Genomic DNA, 16,611 nt, shown 5'->3' with positions numbered 1-16,611 from the left:
AGCACGTCCTTATTTTTAGCCCATTAAAAAGACTATCAATTGAATGAAGGACATGCGCTAGTGCATCGTTTATTTTACCGATGATAGCACTGATTACGAAGCGTATAACAATATCGCCCAAGGCAAAAATTAAATCGCCGCTAAGCTTATCAGCTGTCGTCATCTATGCCTATTATAAATACGTTATTTTTGTTAGATTCAGCGACTTATTCAGTCATTATTTACTTATCGTCTCTCTTTCATCTGTTGTTGAGAAAGAGATAGATGTGTATTCAAAAATAATATTTAGCCATCGCTTGAAACCAGCTGTGTGGAATAAGTTGACATGATATGATAACGCTGATGCATTCGGTCGATAATCAGAAGAATAAGCAGTCATTTTATATCAATGAAAATACCAATCAAAGCAACGGAATATTTATGAGTCAGTCGCAAGCCCATGATGATAAAAATGTAGATAAATTAGATCCAAACTGGCGCAGTGACGCGCTCAATTTAGCTCTCGATTATGGTATGCAAACCATTGCTGTACGGGCAGGGCAACATCGTACCGATGAGGGTGAGCACTCAGAGGCTATTTTTACCACCAGCTCATACGTTTATACCTCAGCGGCAGATGCCGCGGCACATTTTAATGGAGACAAGACGGGCAACGTGTACTCACGCCATACCAATCCGAGTGTGCGTACCTTTGAGCGTCGTTTGGCAGCGCTTGAAAACGGTGAGCGCGCAGTGGCGACAGCCTCTGGCATGGGGGCGATTTTGACTATGTGCTTGGCATATCTGAAAGCGGGCGATCATTTGCTTGCTGCCAATCAATTATTTGGCTCATCGATTGGTCTATTTAATAATTATATGGCAAAGTTCGGTGTGGAAGTCAGCTACGTTGATTGCTTCGATAATGAGGCGTGGGCAAACGCCGTTCAACCAAATACCAAAGTCATTTATTGCGAAAGCCCTAGCAATCCATTGGCACAGATTTGTGATATCGGCTTTTTAAGCCAGCTGTGTAAAGCTAATGATATCCTACTCGTTGTGGATAATTGCTTTGCTACCCCAGCTTTGCAGCGTCCGCTTGATTTGGGTGCCGATGTGGTGATTCATTCTGCAACTAAGTATCTAGACGGTCAGGGTCGAGTACTCGGCGGCGCATTGGTCGGCAGTGATAAGCTCATGCAAGAGGCGTTTACCGTGGTACGCTCGGGCGGTATCAGTATGAGTCCATTTAACGCATGGGTATTTACCAAAGGGTTAGAGACGCTGAAACTGCGTATGCAAGCGCATTGTCAAAATGCCAATCAAGTGGCAGAGTTTTTGGTTAATCATCCCAATGTTAGTGCCGTACATTTCTCAGGTTTGAGTGATCATCCCGCTCATGAGCTTGCGACGCGTCAACATCATATGACAGATGGCTATGGTGCTATCATGGGTTTTGAAGTAAAGGCTTCTGACAGCACTGATTCAAATAGTCGTGATTCGAAATCTGCCGCTTGGCATGTTATTGATTCCACTCAAATGGTTTCTATTACTAATAATTTAGGTGATGCTAAAACCACCATTACCCATCCTGCAACAACGACCCATTTTCGCTTGAGTGCAAAAGAGCGCGCAGAAGCGGGCGTCAAAGATGGTCTTATTCGTTTGTCAGTAGGCTTAGAAGATGTAGAAGATATCATCAAAGATTTGGCGCGTGGTTTAGACAGTTTGTAAAGATAACGGTATAATCGCGGTTAGCACTTTATATTAGGGCGTGTCCTTATTTCAAAAATGGTGATAAAAATGAGATAAATTGCCGTCAAACGAGGAAAATAGCGCAGATAATATCGGGATATTAACCAGCTATTTAACGATGTTTGGCAAAATTTAGCCATTTTTAGCCCGTTTAGATATGATCAATTGAATTGAGGACACGCCCTAGTAAAATATCAATCATTTATGATTAAAAAACAAAAGAGGCAACTATGAATATTCAAGCATTAATGCAACAAGCACAAACGATGCAAAAGAAAGTCGAAGCAAACGTTGAAAACGCTAAAAAAGAGCTTGCGAATAAAGAAGTACAAGCTGAAGCGGGCAGTGGTCTGGTAAAAGTTACCATGACGGGTCGCCATGTGGTTAAGCGTTTAACCATCGATCCAAGCTTGCTTGAAGATGAGCCAGATATGATCGAAGATCTTATCGCTGCTGCTATCAATGACGCTGTTCGTCAAGCAGATGCGCTATACGAAGAAACCATGGCTGGCGCGACCTCAGGTATGGGTCTACCACCTGGTATGCAAGGTATGTTCTAAGCATTAAATACTTCATACTGAAGGCAAAAATGGGGTTGTTATCGACACGATACGACCCCATTTTTATAGCTACGATTTATAAATTAAGTTAAATAAAGGAAGATGCTTTGCTGACAGCCAAATTTGATCAGCTGGTTAAACAGCTGCGTATTTTGCCGGGTGTGGGTCAAAAAAGTGCCCAACGTATGGCGCTGCATTTGCTCACCAAAAAACGTCCACAAGGCATGGCACTTGCCCAAGCGCTTGATGAGGCGATGCGCGATATCGTCGAATGCCAACGCTGCCACAGCTTCAGTGATGATCAAATCTGTCCGCTGTGCCAAGATCCGCGCCGTGATGATGCCTTGCTATGTGTGGTTGAGACCGCAGCAGACGTGATGGCTATCGAACAAACCGCAGGCTACCGTGGCCGCTACTTTGTGTTAGGTGGTCATTTATCACCGATTGATGGCATTAGCGCTGATGATCTGAATATTGAACAACTGGTCTGGCGGGTCAAGCAAGAGCCTGTTGAAGAGTTGATATTGGCGACTGGTACGACTGTCGAAGGGCAGACCACCGCGCACTTTATCAGTGCAGCGGTTAGTCGTCATGTTAATAAGGTCACACGTTTGGCACAAGGTGTGCCAATGGGCGGCGAGCTTGAATATCTTGATAGCATGACCCTTGGACAAGCGATGCAAAATCGTTCATTTTTATAGCATCTTTTTATAAGGACCAAGTCTTTTCCATTTTATTTTATGAAATTGTTATAATTGATTCACTAGGGCGTGTCCTCAATTCAATCGATAGTTATCTAAATGGGTTAAAAATGGCTAAATCTTGCTAAACGGCGTCAAATAGCTGACTAATATCTCGATATTATCTGCGCTATTTTCCTTGTTTAACTGCAATTTATCTCATTTTTATCACCATTTTTAAAATGAGGACACGCCCTAGTATTTTATTATTTACTTTTATTAAGACGCCCTTTAGCGTTTTATTTTCTCCTATTTATGCAGGTATCTGCCCGTGTCCAACCATGCTCCAACAGCTTCAACTGCTGCCATCCAATCAAACCTTGCAGACAACATTACCATTGCTGCTTCTGATGATTTATTAGAATCATCAATTAATTCTACAATAGAGTCAGCAGATCTGCCGTCAGAGCCAGATATTGATGCGCTGCTAGATAGTGCCGACGAAGCTGCTGTCACGTGGGTGCGTGAGCAAAATGGTTTGGCTGAAGTTATCGATGCATTGGCAACTTGTGGTCGGGTGGCGTTAGATACTGAGTTTATCAAACGTGATACTTACTATCCGCGCTTAGCATTGATTCAGCTGAATACTGGCAATCATATTTATTTATTAGATGCCCCTCAGTTGCAACTGACCGAATTGTGGCAGGCACTGGCCAAAGTTGATGTGGCGATTTGGCATGCCTGTGGTGAGGATTTAGGGATTTTTTATCTACTCTCTGGTTGTCCGCCATTGACCAATATATTTGATACGCAAATTGCGTTGTCTTACTTAACCGGTCAATTGCAAATGGGCTATCAGCAAGCGCTTGACGACCAGCTAGACATGCACATTGATAAAGAACAAAGCCAGTCGGACTGGCTGCAACGTCCATTATCAGACGAGCAAGAGCAGTATGCGATTGATGACGTACGCTTTTTGCCAGCACTCTATTTAAGTCTTGAATATGCGTTAAAAAAGCAAGGTTTGTACGATTATGTATGGGCAGATTGCCAGCTTTATGCCAGTGATTTGTATGATGCTCAGCATGTTGAAGACAACGCAATGTACCTAACAATGGCAGATTATCGTTATACTTCACAGCAGATGGCGATACTGCAGGCGGTTGCGACGTGGCGCGAGGAGCTGGCGCGTTCGACCAATCAGCCACGTACGTTTGTGATTAAAAAACAAGCAGTACGTGAGATCATCACTGAAAGACCAAGTAATATGCGAGAGCTTGCGCACAAAACCACGATGCATCGCAGTATGTTACGCTTATACGGCGAAGAGCTGCTAAAAGTGATAAATCAAGCAAAAAACCTGCACCCTGCTGAATTTCCTGATTGCCTATTACCGCCGTATCGCTCAAAAAATAAAGTACTGTCAAAAGCAGTGCAGCAAGCGATTGATGAGCATGCACGTACTATCGGCGTTCCTGCTAGTGTATTGATGCGTAAAAAATGGCTAGGGCAGTTATATGAAGTCATTGCCTTTGATAAGGAATTAAGTGAATTGCCAGAGGGCTTAAAAGGTTGGCGGAATGACTGGGTCATGAACACCCTGATTCCAGTCATCAAAAAACATAAAACTGAGTTGCAGCAGGGTATGGGGATCAATGTTCGATAAGCCATAAGATTCTATCATTGATAAAAGATGATGCTTTTCTCAAGACGTAAGCTTGTTATGCTCGAATTGTCCATGTTGTAAAAAGTACTTGGTTTGCGCGGCCACGGTTTTATCGACCAGCATCCCAGTATGCGACACTGGTAATACGATATGATCCGTGGCTGCTTCTATTTTGGTTTCTGCTACATATACGGTGCCATCATGTAGCAGATGTTCTACTGATGGCATATTATCTGCTCGACGCAATTTTCGATTATGATACTGTAAAAACAGCTGACCCAAACCGTAGGGGCGATTACCCGCAATCACACCTAAGGTAATATGCTCCGGTAAGGGTGCGACCGTTCCATCTAGCGCATCGATGTAGGAGCGCCCCACCACAGCTGGGGTCAAGCGCCAAATGTAGTCAGCACATACACTGCCTACATGCGGTGTTCCAAGCGTTACGCAGCGTCCGATTTGCCACTGCGGATATGCAGTGACAAAATCACGAATAATCAGACCGCCCAAACTATGACCGACCAAATCTATCGGTTGGTCAGGGTGATGATGGTTTTCTAGCCAGCTATTTAGGCGGGCACTATTGGTTTTGATACCGTCACGCATACTACGATAACCGAATTGATGAGTATCAAATCCTTTTGCTTGCAAGCGTTTGGCCAGTGGTCGCATGATCCAAGCGGTTTGGTGCAGACCATGGATGAGAATGACAAGATTGTTTTTCTGCATAGTTAATTCTAACCAAGTAAATAATGTGAATAGATTGATAGTCATTTTATTATAGCGCTAAATATTAGCCGCAAAATAAAAACCTCCAAATCAGCTGCTGACTTGGAGGTTTATTTTTATATTAACTGTACATACTTATTTGAAAACTACATGTAGTTTTCGATACTTGGGCAAGAACACATGAGGTTCTTATCACCATAAGCGTCATCGACACGTGCTACGCTTGGCCAGAACTTATGGGCGCGGATATAAGGCAGTGGGAATGCTGCTGTGTCACGGCTGTATGGGTGCGTCCATTCGCTGTTGGTGACCATCGCAGCGGTATGCGGTGCGTTGACCAGTGGGTTGTCTTCTAACGTCCAACCCTCTTCGCCAGCTTTGGCTTTCATTGCTTCGGCTTTGATAGATTTTAGGGCACTGATGAAACGATCTAATTCTTCTTTAGATTCAGACTCAGTTGGTTCAATCATCAAGGTACCCGCAACTGGGAAGCTCATCGTTGGTGAGTGGAAACCATAATCCATCAAGCGCTTGGCGATATCGCTTTCACTGATGCCAGTCTCTTCTTTTAGCGGACGAATATCGATGATACATTCGTGAGCCACACGGCCGTTTTTGCCCGTATAAAGGACAGGGTAGTGGTCTTTTAATTGAGCAGCGACATAGTTAGCATTTAATAGCGCAAGCTCAGTGGCTTTTAGCAGACCATCACGACCCATCATGGCAATGTACATCCATGAAATTGGTAAAATACTTGCTGAACCATAAGGGGCTGCCGATACGGCCGAGCAGTCTTTTTGCGCATTATGCACAGGGCTCAATGTATGATTGGCCATAAAGGGTGCTAAATGCGACTTCATGCCGATAGGGCCCATGCCTGGACCGCCGCCGCCATGCGGGATGCAGAAGGTTTTATGCAAGTTCATGTGTAGTACATCAGCGCCAACGTCGGCAGGCTGCATCATGCCAACCTGTGCATTCATATTGGCACCATCCATATAAACTTGACCGCCATGTTTATGGATAAGGTCACAGATTTTACGGATGCCTTCTTCAAACACGCCATGCGTCGATGGATAAGTAATCATCAATGCACCTAGATTGGCACTGTTTTCTTCACACTTAGCAGTTAGATCATCGATATCAACGTTACCATTGTCATCAGTTTTAACCACGATTACTTTCATACCCATCATCATAGCTGTCGCAGGGTTGGTACCGTGCGCTGACTGAGGGATTAAACAAACATCACGGTCAGTTTCACCCAATGATTCGTGATAACGGCGAATCGCTAGCAGACCAGCATATTCACCTGAAGCGCCAGAGTTTGGCTGCATAGACACATCATCAAAACCAGTAATGGCTTTCAGCTGGTCTTGCAAGCTATCAATCATGGCAACGTAGCCTGTGACTTGGTCACGTGGTGCAAAAGGATGCACATTAGCAAATTCGGGCCACGTAATCGGTAGCATCTCACTGGTGGCATTCAGTTTCATGGTACAACTACCCAATGAAATCATGCTGCGGTTCATTGCTAAATCTTTGTCTTCAAGCGATTTTAAATAACGCAGCATTTCATGTTCGGTATGATGCGAGTTAAATACTGGATGCGTCAAGATAGCGTCAGTACGCAAGTGCGTACTATCAAGAGAAACGCGAGCGTCTTCTGGTAGGTCATGTGCTTTACTAACAAACAGTTGAGTTAATACGCTAAAGTCTTGTTGATCGCTGGTTTCACTAAACGCGACGCTTAATTTGGTTTCACCAAGACGCCATAAATTATAGCCTACATTGTCGGCGTTTTCGAAAATTTGAGTAGCCAATTTTTCTGAGCCACAATCAACGACGACGCTGTCAAAGAACTGATCATGTACCACGTTTAAATTGCTGTCATTAGCATTTTTGATGACATCAGCAAAGGCAGTCGCAAACGCATGGATACGAGTAGCGATACGCTTCACGCCACCTGGACCATGATAAACGGCATACATACCGGCTAGGTTGGCAAGCAATACTTGTGAGGTACAGATGTTTGAGTTGGCTTTTTCGCGGCGGATATGCTGCTCACGAGTTTGTAGTGCCATACGTAGGGCGGTATTGCCTTGCGAATCTTTAGAGACGCCGATGATACGACCAGGAGCTGAGCGTTTGGCTTTATCAGAGAAGGCAAAGTAAGCAGCATGTGGACCGCCAAAGCCCATTGGAATACCAAAACGCTGCGTGCTACCTAAAGCGACGTCTGCGCCCATATCTGCTGGTGATTTCAATAGCACCAAACTCATGATGTCACTGACGACACTCACATAAGTTTTGTTTTTCTTCACCGCAGCGATGACGTCGGTTAAATCTTTAACATCGCCTTCAACACCGACGTACTGGAAGAGAGCACCGAAATAATCGCCTGATTTAGCCAGTTCAAAATCACCAACCACCACTTCCCAACCAAAGTACTTGGCACGGGTATTAATAACATCTAAGGTTTGTGGATAGATACGGTCATCAACAAAAAACTGCGTCGATTTGCTTTTGCTGACACGCTTTGACATTGCCATGGCTTCTGCGGCTGCGGTTGCTTCATCAAGCAATGACGCGCCAGCGAGCTCAAGACCAGTCAAATCAATACATACTTGTTGGAAGTTAAGCAAGGCTTCTAAGCGACCTTGGGCAATCTCTGCCTGATAAGGTGTGTAAGCTGTGTACCAGCCTGGATTTTCAAGGACATTACGTTGGATGACCGCTGGCATACGTACTGGCGAATAGCCTTGTCCGATATAGCTCTTATTAACAGTGATGTCATCTGCCATGGTACGCAATTTGGCAAGCGCGGCATGTTCACTCATCGCCACTGGCAAATCTAGCTCTTTATGCAAGCGCACTGGCTCAGGCACGGTATCATTGATGAAGCTCGCCATGTCTTGATAGCCAACAGCACTAAGTAGGTCAGCTTGCTTGGTCTCATTAGAGCCTAGATGACGATAGACAAATTCAGCTTCGTTGAATAAACCTTTAAAGGTATCAAACGTTGGGTTTTGAGAGATAGTCATGACAATCCTTGGTTAAGGGAGTAATAAAGGGATGGCTAAAATAAAAAAAGGTTGACGATTTTATACGTAATGGACAAATTGCTTTTGGTCAAAGCGGAACTGGCTGTTGTAAACGCCATTATCAGCGCGTTCGCCAGCACCAATCATCATGATAATGTGCTGATTATCGCTTAAATTTAATAAGCGCTTCATGGCAGGCTCATCAAAGCCGCCCATCGGACAGCTATCAAAGCCATGCGCGCGTAGTGCAAGCATTAGGTTTTCAGCAGCAAGGGCGGTATTGTTGGTCGCCCAGTTTTTGGTGTCTTCAAAAGTATAGTAAGGTGATTTAATCGGACCTTTTACCCGTCTGACCACTTGAGTCGCACCCCATTTAGCCGCTGATACCACGTTGGCAGGTCCTCGTAAGAAGTCCATGGCAACGACTTTGGTATAATAGTCTTTGACTTTTTTTGGTACTGGCTTATCAGGGTATTCGCGCAATATTTGCTTGGCATGGTCATGCCACACATCGGTGCGAGCAACGACTGCGATTAAACGAGCGGCGGTTTTCGCTGCATTTTGATTCATGCAATTTTTCACCGCGCGTTTGCGCTTATCCGCATCATCAATCACATAAAATTCCCACGGCTGTAGATTGCTAGAGTTTGGTGCAAGCATGGCCAAACGCAAACAGTCTGCTAACACATCATCAGGTATCGGTGTGTCGGTAAAGCGGCGCACTGAACGACGTGATTCAACCACTTCGCGAAACGCTTGCAGCTGCGGTGTATTATCAGGCGTGGCAAATTTTTCTTGAGAACTTGCTTGAGCGTTTGCTTGATTATCAGTGTCAGGGGTCATATGAGAATCCATGCTGGAGATTAAGTGATCAACTTGGGGCAGTATTGAGTACGTCTCTTTAATAGCGCCTGACAAGTAATTGATATGAATAAATCAGATAGCGATTGGAAGCAATAAATTGAGCGATAAACATTCTAAGAAAAAGCGTACAGATATCAGCTGACGCCAATATCTGTCATAACAAGTTGTGTTTTTTAAGGTTATAAGTAGCGGCATTTAAATAAAATACCGCTTTTAAGCGAGAGAGTGAAGTTGCTATTACAGCTCGTTTTCGTACTCATCAGCGGTTAGCAATGCTTCGTAGTCAGCGATGTTGTCAGGCTTCATTCTAAAGAACCAACCTTCGCCATATGGGTCAGAGTTGATGATTTCTGGATCGTCTTCTAGGGCTTCGTTGATCGCAACGACTTCACCTGAGATAGGTGCATAAACGTCAGAAGCGGCTTTTACTGATTCAACAACAGAGATTTCGTCATCAACAGCGATGATGTCGCCCACGTCTGGCAATTCAACAAACACCACGTCACCCAATAGGTCTTGAGCATGGTCAGTGATACCAACAGTGATAGTACCGTCGTCTTCTAAGCGTAACCACTCGTGGCTGGCGATGTATTTTAGTTCTGCTGGGATATTGCTCATGGTCTCTCTCCTAAATGATAGAGGATGGTTAACAAAAATAGTGGACGTTAATAATAGGGTTTATAATGCCTACGAGTCAAACTGCTGTTTGCCATTACGGACAAACGGTAGCTTAAGAACACGCACATCAACCAACTTACCTTTGCCGCGTAGATCGACCTGAACGCTATCATCATCTGATACGCTGGCAGGCACACGGGCAATCGCAATCGAGTTTTTTAGACTAGGGGAGAAGGTGCCACTGGTGATAATGCCAGTTTGCTCATTGTCCGTGCCTTGATTGATTGTGACTGTCATGCCTTCACGCAATACGCCGCGCGTCGTTAGCAATAAGCCAACTTGCTTCATGGCAGAGCTATCGTCTTTTGACTGTTGACGCTTGCTGACCAAAGCGTCACGACCGACAAAATCACGATCGTCTTTTAACGCAAGTGTCCAGCCCATGTTGCACTCGTAAGGACTGACGTTGTCGTCCATGTCATGACCATAAAGGTTCATGCCAGCTTCCATACGCAAGGTATCACGCGCGCCAAGACCGGCAGGTTTAATGCCATTGGCTTTCAATTGCTCAAAAAATGCTGGTGCATCATCACCATGCATAATGACTTCGACGCCATCTTCACCGGTATAGCCAGTCCGAGCGACGAACCAATCTTTGCCTTCGATGTCTGTTAAATCAGCACCAACGAAAGGCTTAAGACCAGCTAAAGTATCTGCCCAGCTAGGTTTGGTTTGCGCGAGTTTTTCAACAGCGTTTGGTCCTTGCACGGCTATCATCGCAAGCTCTGGACGCTCAGTGATGCTGATGTCAAAACCTTCGGCGACTTTGTCAAATTGTGCCATGTCTTTATCACGAGTAGCAGCGTTTGAGACGATACGATATTCAGTAGCGTCTTCATTCATCAGGTAAACGATTAAGTCATCGATGACGCCACCTTGCTCGTTGAGCATGCCAGAATATAACGCTTTACCGACGGTTTTGAGTTTATCGACATCATTGGCCAGTAGCTTTTGTAGCCATGCTTTGGTATCGCTACCTTTAACATCAGCGACGACCATATGTGAGACATCAAACATACCAGCATCAGTACGCACCGCTTCGTGCTCTTCGATTTGCGAACCATAATGGATTGGTAATTCCCAACCAGAAAAATCCACCAGCTTGCCGTCACTATCAACGTGAGACTGATAAAGAGGTGTGCGTTTAGGGGCTGAAGTGTTGGCGCTTTGAGCAGTATTATCTTGAGTAGTGGTCATAACAAATCCTTATGTGGACATCAGCTGCATTCGATAACCAGTCGTAAAAACAAGTATCAAAGTATGAGGGCTGATATGCCTTATCATAGTAGCGAGAAGCAATATTGCAAGGTGCAAACATTGCAACCAAGGGTAGCACAGAAAAATAGCGCAATCCGCCAAACAGACGCTGAACGTCGGTTTAAGCAAAAGCCCTATCTGTCCTGTAACCTGAGATTTTCAACACGAACCATCATTGCATGTTTTTAAAAGCACCAGCCTTAAAAAACCAAATTAAATGATGTCGCATTTTCTCCCCTTCGGTGGGTAAGGCGTCGTCCGTCCTTACCGCTCTCCAGATTTGTTATGCCTTATGTTTGGGTGTGCTACGCAATTGACGGTAGACAGCGAAACAGTCGTGGCATGTGTTTTTCAGTCCTTTTACCTGAGCGATTGGCAGGGTAGATGCGCCTTCGGTGGTCAAGTAGCAATTATCAGCGCCAGCTCATTAATATGAACGCACCTGATATTGTGCTCAAGACTCTCTCCTGAAAAACGCTTTTATTATGAAAGGTTCAAGGCGCTTTTACAAGTCATCTACGCGATTAAAGTGAATAATTTTGGCAAAAATGATTTTTTGTGAGAATAATCAATACCGTATCGATAAGTAAAGCGTTTTACGTTTGGTAGGCAGTAGTCAATTTAGCACGAATGCCCATCGTAAAACGTAAAGCGACTACTGATATTCACCCAAAATATGCTAATCTATGGCGATAGTTTCTGATAGGTCATTATTATGCATTGTGATATTTATAAATTCCCCAAACATAACGATATGTATGTCTATATTGCCCGTCCTGATTATCCTGACGATACCGACGAGCTTAAAGATTGGCTTGGCGTATTACCAAAAGATTTCCGTGCCAGTTTAGGGCGCAGTAAATTTGTGATGCACTTGGACTTAGCCAATACGCCGACGCTTGCGCGCGTTGACAAAGAAGAGGTACTGGCAAAATTACAGTCGCAAGGGTATTTTGTACAAATGCCTCCGCAAGATGTGATGCGCCGCCAAGCGGAATTACGTGCGCGTGAAGCACAAGACAATATTTATGATTAATGGCTATTTTTGAAGCGAGTTTTTAATCAGCCTCTATTGGCTATGTTACATGACAGCCAGCAAGAAAAAGTTTACGACACATTTGCGCTCATGCATTTTGGTAGAAAGTCGTGATAAACTAGCAGGCTATATGAGTGACAAGACAAAATGAGTGACAAGACAAAAAATACGTGGCGAGGCAAAAGGTCGTGTTTCAAGTGCTTATGTCTTAAGGGCTTTTGAAGATAATGTATTCGATATTATGGTTCGTTGAAACAGCACATTGTCTATCGTTAAGCGCGTAAACGCGCTGCACAATTTATAAACGCAGGTAACTACACACGCATGGACTGGTTAAAAGGTATTATAAACAGCTTACCGCTGGAAGCCATTAGTGATATTCTCGGCGAAATTGCTATTTGGTGGGGACAGCTGGTAAAAGACGTGCCACCCGCAGACTTACCGATGTACGCGTATCTGGGTGGTGTCGTTATTGTGTTGGTATTGTGGTTGCTGGTCGCTCGTATGCTGCCGCGGCCGTTGGGCGGTATGAGTTGGATGATATTGTTTGCTGTGTTATTGGCACCAGGTACTGCCCTTGGCGATCCAAGTGTGATTGCCCCCGCTAGTATCGCCGTGGTTTATGCGATTATGATGAAGGACACGGCTGGCGCGATTACCAATATGCTGCCGATACTCGTGGTGTTAGTGGTCGGCTTGTTTGTGGGCTTCGTTTGGCAGCTTATTCGCGGTGCTTTTGAGTCAAGTCTAGACAAAGCGCGCAGTCGTACTGCAGAAGATACACAAGCGACCATGCAGCTGACGACTGGCAATTATTTGACAGAAGGCACGACTTTAACCGATCAAGCCACTGTTGCTGAACCGTCTAATAAAACGCCTTTAGCGGCTAACCCTAAAGCAGACGTTAGCTTAAAAAAAGACAGCAGTTTAGCTAAAAATCCTAATATGGAAAAGCTCGATAAGTAGTAAAGCAACATCAATAAAGTGCCATCAGTAAAGTGACGTCAGTAAAGTGATATTAAATTTTTGCTAGCGATGACTGGCTCTGTGCTTTAGGTTTATGGTGGCTACATAAAAGACGCTATCAATAAAAATACTGTGAATGAAAAGCACCATAAAAAAGACACCATGCGTGTCTTTTTTTATGAAAAAACGTTTTATAACTGTGCCGACCAACCGTCAATAGGCGTTCAAGGTATCTATTATTTTTCAACAACTGCGAACGCATGAGTATTTTGGCAATCAATCATGCTGTGCTAATCTAAATGATTATTTATTTGCCATCGATTGCTTTTAGCCCCTTTATGGCTCTTGATAGCCTTAATCTATAACAATAACTGAGATTTGATTATGACCACGACTGATAAGACAAAAAAAAGCTTTACTGGTACGCAAAACTATATAGCCACTGACGACTTGCAATTAGCGGTTAACGCAGCAATGACGTTACAAAAGCCGCTTCTGATCAAAGGCGAGCCGGGTACAGGTAAGACGCTATTGGCGGAAGAAGTGGCTGAAAGTTTGGGTATGCCGCTGATTACGTGGCATATCAAGTCAACCACGAAAGCCGAGCAAGGGTTGTATGAGTACGATGCAGTATCGCGCTTGCGTGATTCGCAATTGGGTGATGATAAGGTTTATGAGATTGGTAATTATATCAAACCCGGTAAGCTATGGGAGGCATTTACCAGTAAAGAGCGCAGTGTGCTATTGATTGATGAAATTGATAAAGCTGATATCGAATTCCCGAATGACTTGCTTCATGAGCTCGATAAAATGTCTTTTTATGTTTATGAGACAGGTGAGACCATTACCGCGGCACAGCGTCCAGTGGTTATCATCACCTCGAACAATGAAAAAGAGCTGCCAGATGCCTTTTTGCGTCGTTGTTTTTTCCATTATATTGACTTCCCAGAAGAAGAAACCATGCGTCAAATCATTGACGTGCATTTCCCTGATATTCAAGAAAAGCTGGTCAACGATGCGCTCGATATTTTTTATAAGCTGCGCAATGTTCAAGGGCTTAAAAAGCCACCATCAACGTCTGAGCTGGTTGATTGGTTAACGCTCCTACTGGCTGATGATATGGCACAAGCAGAGCTGGAAGAAAATTTGCGTGGTGAAAAATCCATTCCACCGTTATATGGCGCACTGCTCAAAAATGAAGCTGATGTGAGCTTGTTGCAGCGCTTTGCCAATATGATGCGTCGTTAATCCAAATATTGAGTTAAATTTTTAGCTGATGAGTCAACAATGAAGACGTACTTTGAAACTAAGTTTGAAGCCCTAGTTATCGATTTTGGCTATGAAGAGGCATTGGCAAAGATAATCGATATTTTATTATTTCAAAGTAGTACTCCTTCAATACTTAAAAACAAAGTGAATAAATTCACTGACTTTTGGTCTTCAGATTTTATTGTGATACTTCCTAAAAGACATTTGAGTAATGAGAATTTTGTATTTGCTTTGGGTCAATATATACGGTTATCACCTTCATCTATAGACGCTTGTACGTTGAAAGCCCTTCTTAAAATTGACGAAGAGAGTGTCATTAATGCAATACGCCTATCGGGTACTATTGCAAACCCTAATCATCATTCGTGGCATATTTTAAATGAAATAGCGAATCAAGTTGAGTCGTCAAGGTTTGATGGGTTTTTGGATACAGTAAGATATATTCAAACTCAATATCAAGAGCGCATTAATGCATATAAAGATATTAAGAAGCAATTGCAGCTCGATCAAATCACAGCAATGGTATTTAGTAGCTTCTATGCTTATGAATATCTGATGAGTGATACTGATTGTGTAAAAATACCGTATCAAATGGATACTAATGACAACGTTTCTGTTCAAGATATTTGGTCTGTTTTTCATGAAATTATAACAAGCTCAAATATAGAGAAAAATAAGCTAACAGAGAAGAAGTTAGGTCAGACGTTAAAAGCTAAAATGTCTCCTTTCCTATTTAGTGAAAATCTCAATCATTCTCTTATGAAACAATATGAGGATTTTAAACGACTAGTCGCTCATAAAATAGAAATTAATTTATATGAAGATCAAGTCATCAGTGCTTACTGTTATAAGTTGTCAACAAATTACTATTTAGAGAATGGTCAACTGAAATTAGAAACTGAAGCACATGATTCAGATTTTTTCAAAGAGAAGTTTGGAGTTTTATCAGCATATTGGCAGTGGCGCGGCGTTAATACCTTAACAGACAACCCTCATTTTGAACGGTTGGATAGAGGGGAAAATTTAGAATCTAACGCGCTGGCATTAGCTAAAACACAAGGTATTATTTTACAGTTATATGAAGTATACGGCATCGAAAAAGCAGTTTTTGAACAAGATTATGACTTATGTGCTTTAGTTTTTACGATGTTACTGTCGCAGGCGCACTATGTTCATGATTTTCTTGAAACGTTTAAAAAACTAAGAGACAGTAATAACCAACACGCATTTTCTACCTTAGCGAAACTGATGATAGATGGTGTCTTAATTGGTCAAAATAGAATGCCTATTACTTTCGCTACTCAAAAAGAGAAAGCAATCAAGATGTCAGACTGGATAATTGAGGGTAGTGGCAACCAAAAAGTAAAAGATATGAGTCGAATTCTTGATTTTTGGTCAAAGGATTTACGTGATGGTAGCGATGCGTTCTATACTGAAAAATCCTTCTATAAAATTGATGACTATCTGTTTGCTCTGCCATGGATGTCAGCTCAAAAAAACTTCAGTACTGCTACCATAAATACTTTTAGAAAAATGTATAAAAATAGAGCCAGTTTGAAGTCTGAAACCGATTTGATGGAAAATAACTTAGCTGGATTGTTAGCTAAATCCAAAGGCAGAGTCTATAGTCAGTATGAGCCTTCGGAATCTGGAGTAGGTGAGATAGATGCCATTGTGGTAACAGATGATAAGGTTTTAATCATTGAGCTTAAATCTAGCTACATCAAAAGTAATGTCAAAGAAATATATGAGTATAGGAACTTTGTTCTCAAAAAAGCAGCTTATCAGCTAGCACGTAAAACCACATATGTTAGAGATATTTTCTTGCCTAGTTTAGGGCTTGATAGTGCTAAATTTAGTATTCATTCGTGGATTGTAGATACTACGTTAGAATTTGACCATGGATATATTGATGGTTTTTTAAAGATTTCTTTTGAAGAGTTATTGATAGTATTGGATAAACATGAAATGTTTATTACAGATATGTTGACTGAAGATATTGCTGTCAAAAACAATCTAGATTTAGCTACGCTCATTCAAAATATTGAGAGTGATAATTTTTGGAAAACGAATTTAGCACTTATTGACCCTAACTCGGATTTTAGCCAAACATTTATGATGAAGAATTAAT

Annotated in this window: 13 protein-coding genes and 2 riboswitches; of the genes, 8 read left to right on the top strand and 5 right to left on the bottom strand. The window is 42.8% G+C overall.

Annotation, left to right across the window (positions count from 1 at the left end; all coding sequences use genetic code 11):
* Positions 1 to 420: 420 nt before the first annotated feature.
* The 4 genes from JMW85_RS09705 (at position 421) to JMW85_RS09690 (ending at position 4,637) form a co-directional block, all read left to right on the top strand.
* Positions 421 to 1,710, top strand: a complete 1,290-nt coding sequence (locus JMW85_RS09705) for an O-succinylhomoserine sulfhydrylase (RefSeq protein WP_201581823.1) — start codon at positions 421 to 423, stop codon at positions 1,708 to 1,710.
* A gap of 251 nt (positions 1,711 to 1,961) precedes the next feature.
* A complete protein-coding gene (locus tag JMW85_RS09700; protein ID WP_045445429.1) occupies positions 1,962 to 2,291 on the top strand; it encodes a YbaB/EbfC family nucleoid-associated protein in 330 nt (109 codons plus the stop codon).
* A 107-nt stretch (positions 2,292 to 2,398) separates the two neighbouring features.
* Complete coding sequence (gene recR, locus JMW85_RS09695) at positions 2,399 to 2,992, top strand: recombination mediator RecR (RefSeq protein WP_045451374.1); 594 nt, start codon at positions 2,399 to 2,401, stop codon at positions 2,990 to 2,992.
* Positions 2,993 to 3,302: 310 nt separating this feature from the next.
* Positions 3,303 to 4,637 carry a ribonuclease D gene (locus JMW85_RS09690; protein WP_201581615.1) on the top strand — a complete coding sequence of 445 codons (1,335 nt, stop codon included), beginning with the start codon at positions 3,303 to 3,305 and terminating at the stop codon, positions 4,635 to 4,637.
* A 39-nt stretch (positions 4,638 to 4,676) separates the two neighbouring features.
* Here JMW85_RS09690 and JMW85_RS09685 read toward each other — a convergent pair whose 3' ends face one another.
* The 5 genes from JMW85_RS09685 to gcvT all read right to left on the bottom strand — a co-directional run bounded on the left by JMW85_RS09685 (position 4,677) and on the right by gcvT (position 11,149).
* Positions 4,677 to 5,366, bottom strand: coding sequence for an esterase/lipase family protein (locus JMW85_RS09685; protein ID WP_201581614.1), 690 nt, complete (start codon positions 5,364 to 5,366; stop codon positions 4,677 to 4,679).
* A gap of 146 nt (positions 5,367 to 5,512) precedes the next feature.
* Complete coding sequence (gene gcvP, locus JMW85_RS09680) at positions 5,513 to 8,410, bottom strand: aminomethyl-transferring glycine dehydrogenase (RefSeq protein ID WP_201581613.1); 2,898 nt, start codon at positions 8,408 to 8,410, stop codon at positions 5,513 to 5,515.
* A gap of 60 nt (positions 8,411 to 8,470) precedes the next feature.
* A complete protein-coding gene (locus tag JMW85_RS09675) occupies positions 8,471 to 9,253 on the bottom strand; it encodes a nitroreductase family protein (RefSeq protein ID WP_201581612.1) in 783 nt (260 codons plus the stop codon).
* 258 nt (positions 9,254 to 9,511) lie between these two features.
* Entirely contained in the window at positions 9,512 to 9,892 is a 381-nt protein-coding gene (gene gcvH, locus JMW85_RS09670; protein ID WP_011280078.1) for a glycine cleavage system protein GcvH, read from the bottom strand.
* 69 nt (positions 9,893 to 9,961) lie between these two features.
* Positions 9,962 to 11,149 (bottom strand): glycine cleavage system aminomethyltransferase GcvT, encoded by a 1,188-nt coding sequence (gene gcvT, locus JMW85_RS09665; RefSeq protein WP_201581611.1) that lies wholly within the window; start codon positions 11,147 to 11,149, stop codon positions 9,962 to 9,964.
* 188 nt (positions 11,150 to 11,337) lie between these two features.
* Positions 11,338 to 11,497: riboswitch (glycine riboswitch) on the bottom strand.
* 54 nt (positions 11,498 to 11,551) lie between these two features.
* Positions 11,552 to 11,689, bottom strand: a riboswitch (glycine riboswitch).
* 235 nt (positions 11,690 to 11,924) lie between these two features.
* On the opposite strand from gcvT, the gene JMW85_RS09660 reads away from it, so the two are divergent.
* From JMW85_RS09660 to JMW85_RS09645, 4 genes are all read left to right on the top strand, one after another.
* Positions 11,925 to 12,245: a YcgL domain-containing protein gene (locus JMW85_RS09660; protein ID WP_198330511.1), complete on the top strand. Its 321-nt coding sequence runs from the start codon at positions 11,925 to 11,927 to the stop codon at positions 12,243 to 12,245.
* 324 nt (positions 12,246 to 12,569) lie between these two features.
* The gene (locus tag JMW85_RS09655; RefSeq protein WP_201581610.1) at positions 12,570 to 13,211 is read left to right on the top strand and encodes a hypothetical protein; all 642 of its coding nucleotides are present in this window, start codon (positions 12,570 to 12,572) and stop codon (positions 13,209 to 13,211) included.
* 384 nt (positions 13,212 to 13,595) lie between these two features.
* Entirely contained in the window at positions 13,596 to 14,459 is an 864-nt protein-coding gene (locus tag JMW85_RS09650) for an AAA family ATPase (protein WP_087813734.1), read from the top strand.
* A gap of 39 nt (positions 14,460 to 14,498) precedes the next feature.
* Complete coding sequence (locus tag JMW85_RS09645) at positions 14,499 to 16,610, top strand: hypothetical protein (RefSeq protein ID WP_201581609.1); 2,112 nt, start codon at positions 14,499 to 14,501, stop codon at positions 16,608 to 16,610.
* Position 16,611: the final 1 nt, after the last annotated feature.

The organism is Psychrobacter glacincola, from assembly GCF_904846075.1.
Lineage (GTDB): Bacteria > Pseudomonadota > Gammaproteobacteria > Pseudomonadales > Moraxellaceae > Psychrobacter > Psychrobacter glacincola_C.
This window is presented reverse-complemented; position numbering and strand designations above follow the sequence as displayed.

Excerpts from the sequence above, each read along its gene's own strand:
- gcvP (WP_201581613.1), bottom strand. The coding sequence starts at position 8,410 with ATGACTATCTCTCAAAACCCAACGTTTGATACCTTTAAAGGTTTATTC.
- JMW85_RS09660 (WP_198330511.1), top strand. The coding sequence starts at position 11,925 with ATGCATTGTGATATTTATAAATTCCCCAAACATAACGATATGTATGTC.
- JMW85_RS09705 (WP_201581823.1), top strand. The coding sequence starts at position 421 with ATGAGTCAGTCGCAAGCCCATGATGATAAAAATGTAGATAAATTAGAT.
- JMW85_RS09645 (WP_201581609.1), top strand. The coding sequence starts at position 14,499 with ATGAAGACGTACTTTGAAACTAAGTTTGAAGCCCTAGTTATCGATTTT.
- JMW85_RS09650 (WP_087813734.1), top strand. The coding sequence starts at position 13,596 with ATGACCACGACTGATAAGACAAAAAAAAGCTTTACTGGTACGCAAAAC.
- gcvT (WP_201581611.1), bottom strand. The coding sequence starts at position 11,149 with ATGACCACTACTCAAGATAATACTGCTCAAAGCGCCAACACTTCAGCC.
- JMW85_RS09700 (WP_045445429.1), top strand. The coding sequence starts at position 1,962 with ATGAATATTCAAGCATTAATGCAACAAGCACAAACGATGCAAAAGAAA.
- JMW85_RS09655 (WP_201581610.1), top strand. The coding sequence starts at position 12,570 with ATGGACTGGTTAAAAGGTATTATAAACAGCTTACCGCTGGAAGCCATT.
- gcvH (WP_011280078.1), bottom strand. The coding sequence starts at position 9,892 with ATGAGCAATATCCCAGCAGAACTAAAATACATCGCCAGCCACGAGTGG.
- JMW85_RS09685 (WP_201581614.1), bottom strand. The coding sequence starts at position 5,366 with ATGCAGAAAAACAATCTTGTCATTCTCATCCATGGTCTGCACCAAACC.
- JMW85_RS09675 (WP_201581612.1), bottom strand. The coding sequence starts at position 9,253 with ATGACCCCTGACACTGATAATCAAGCAAACGCTCAAGCAAGTTCTCAA.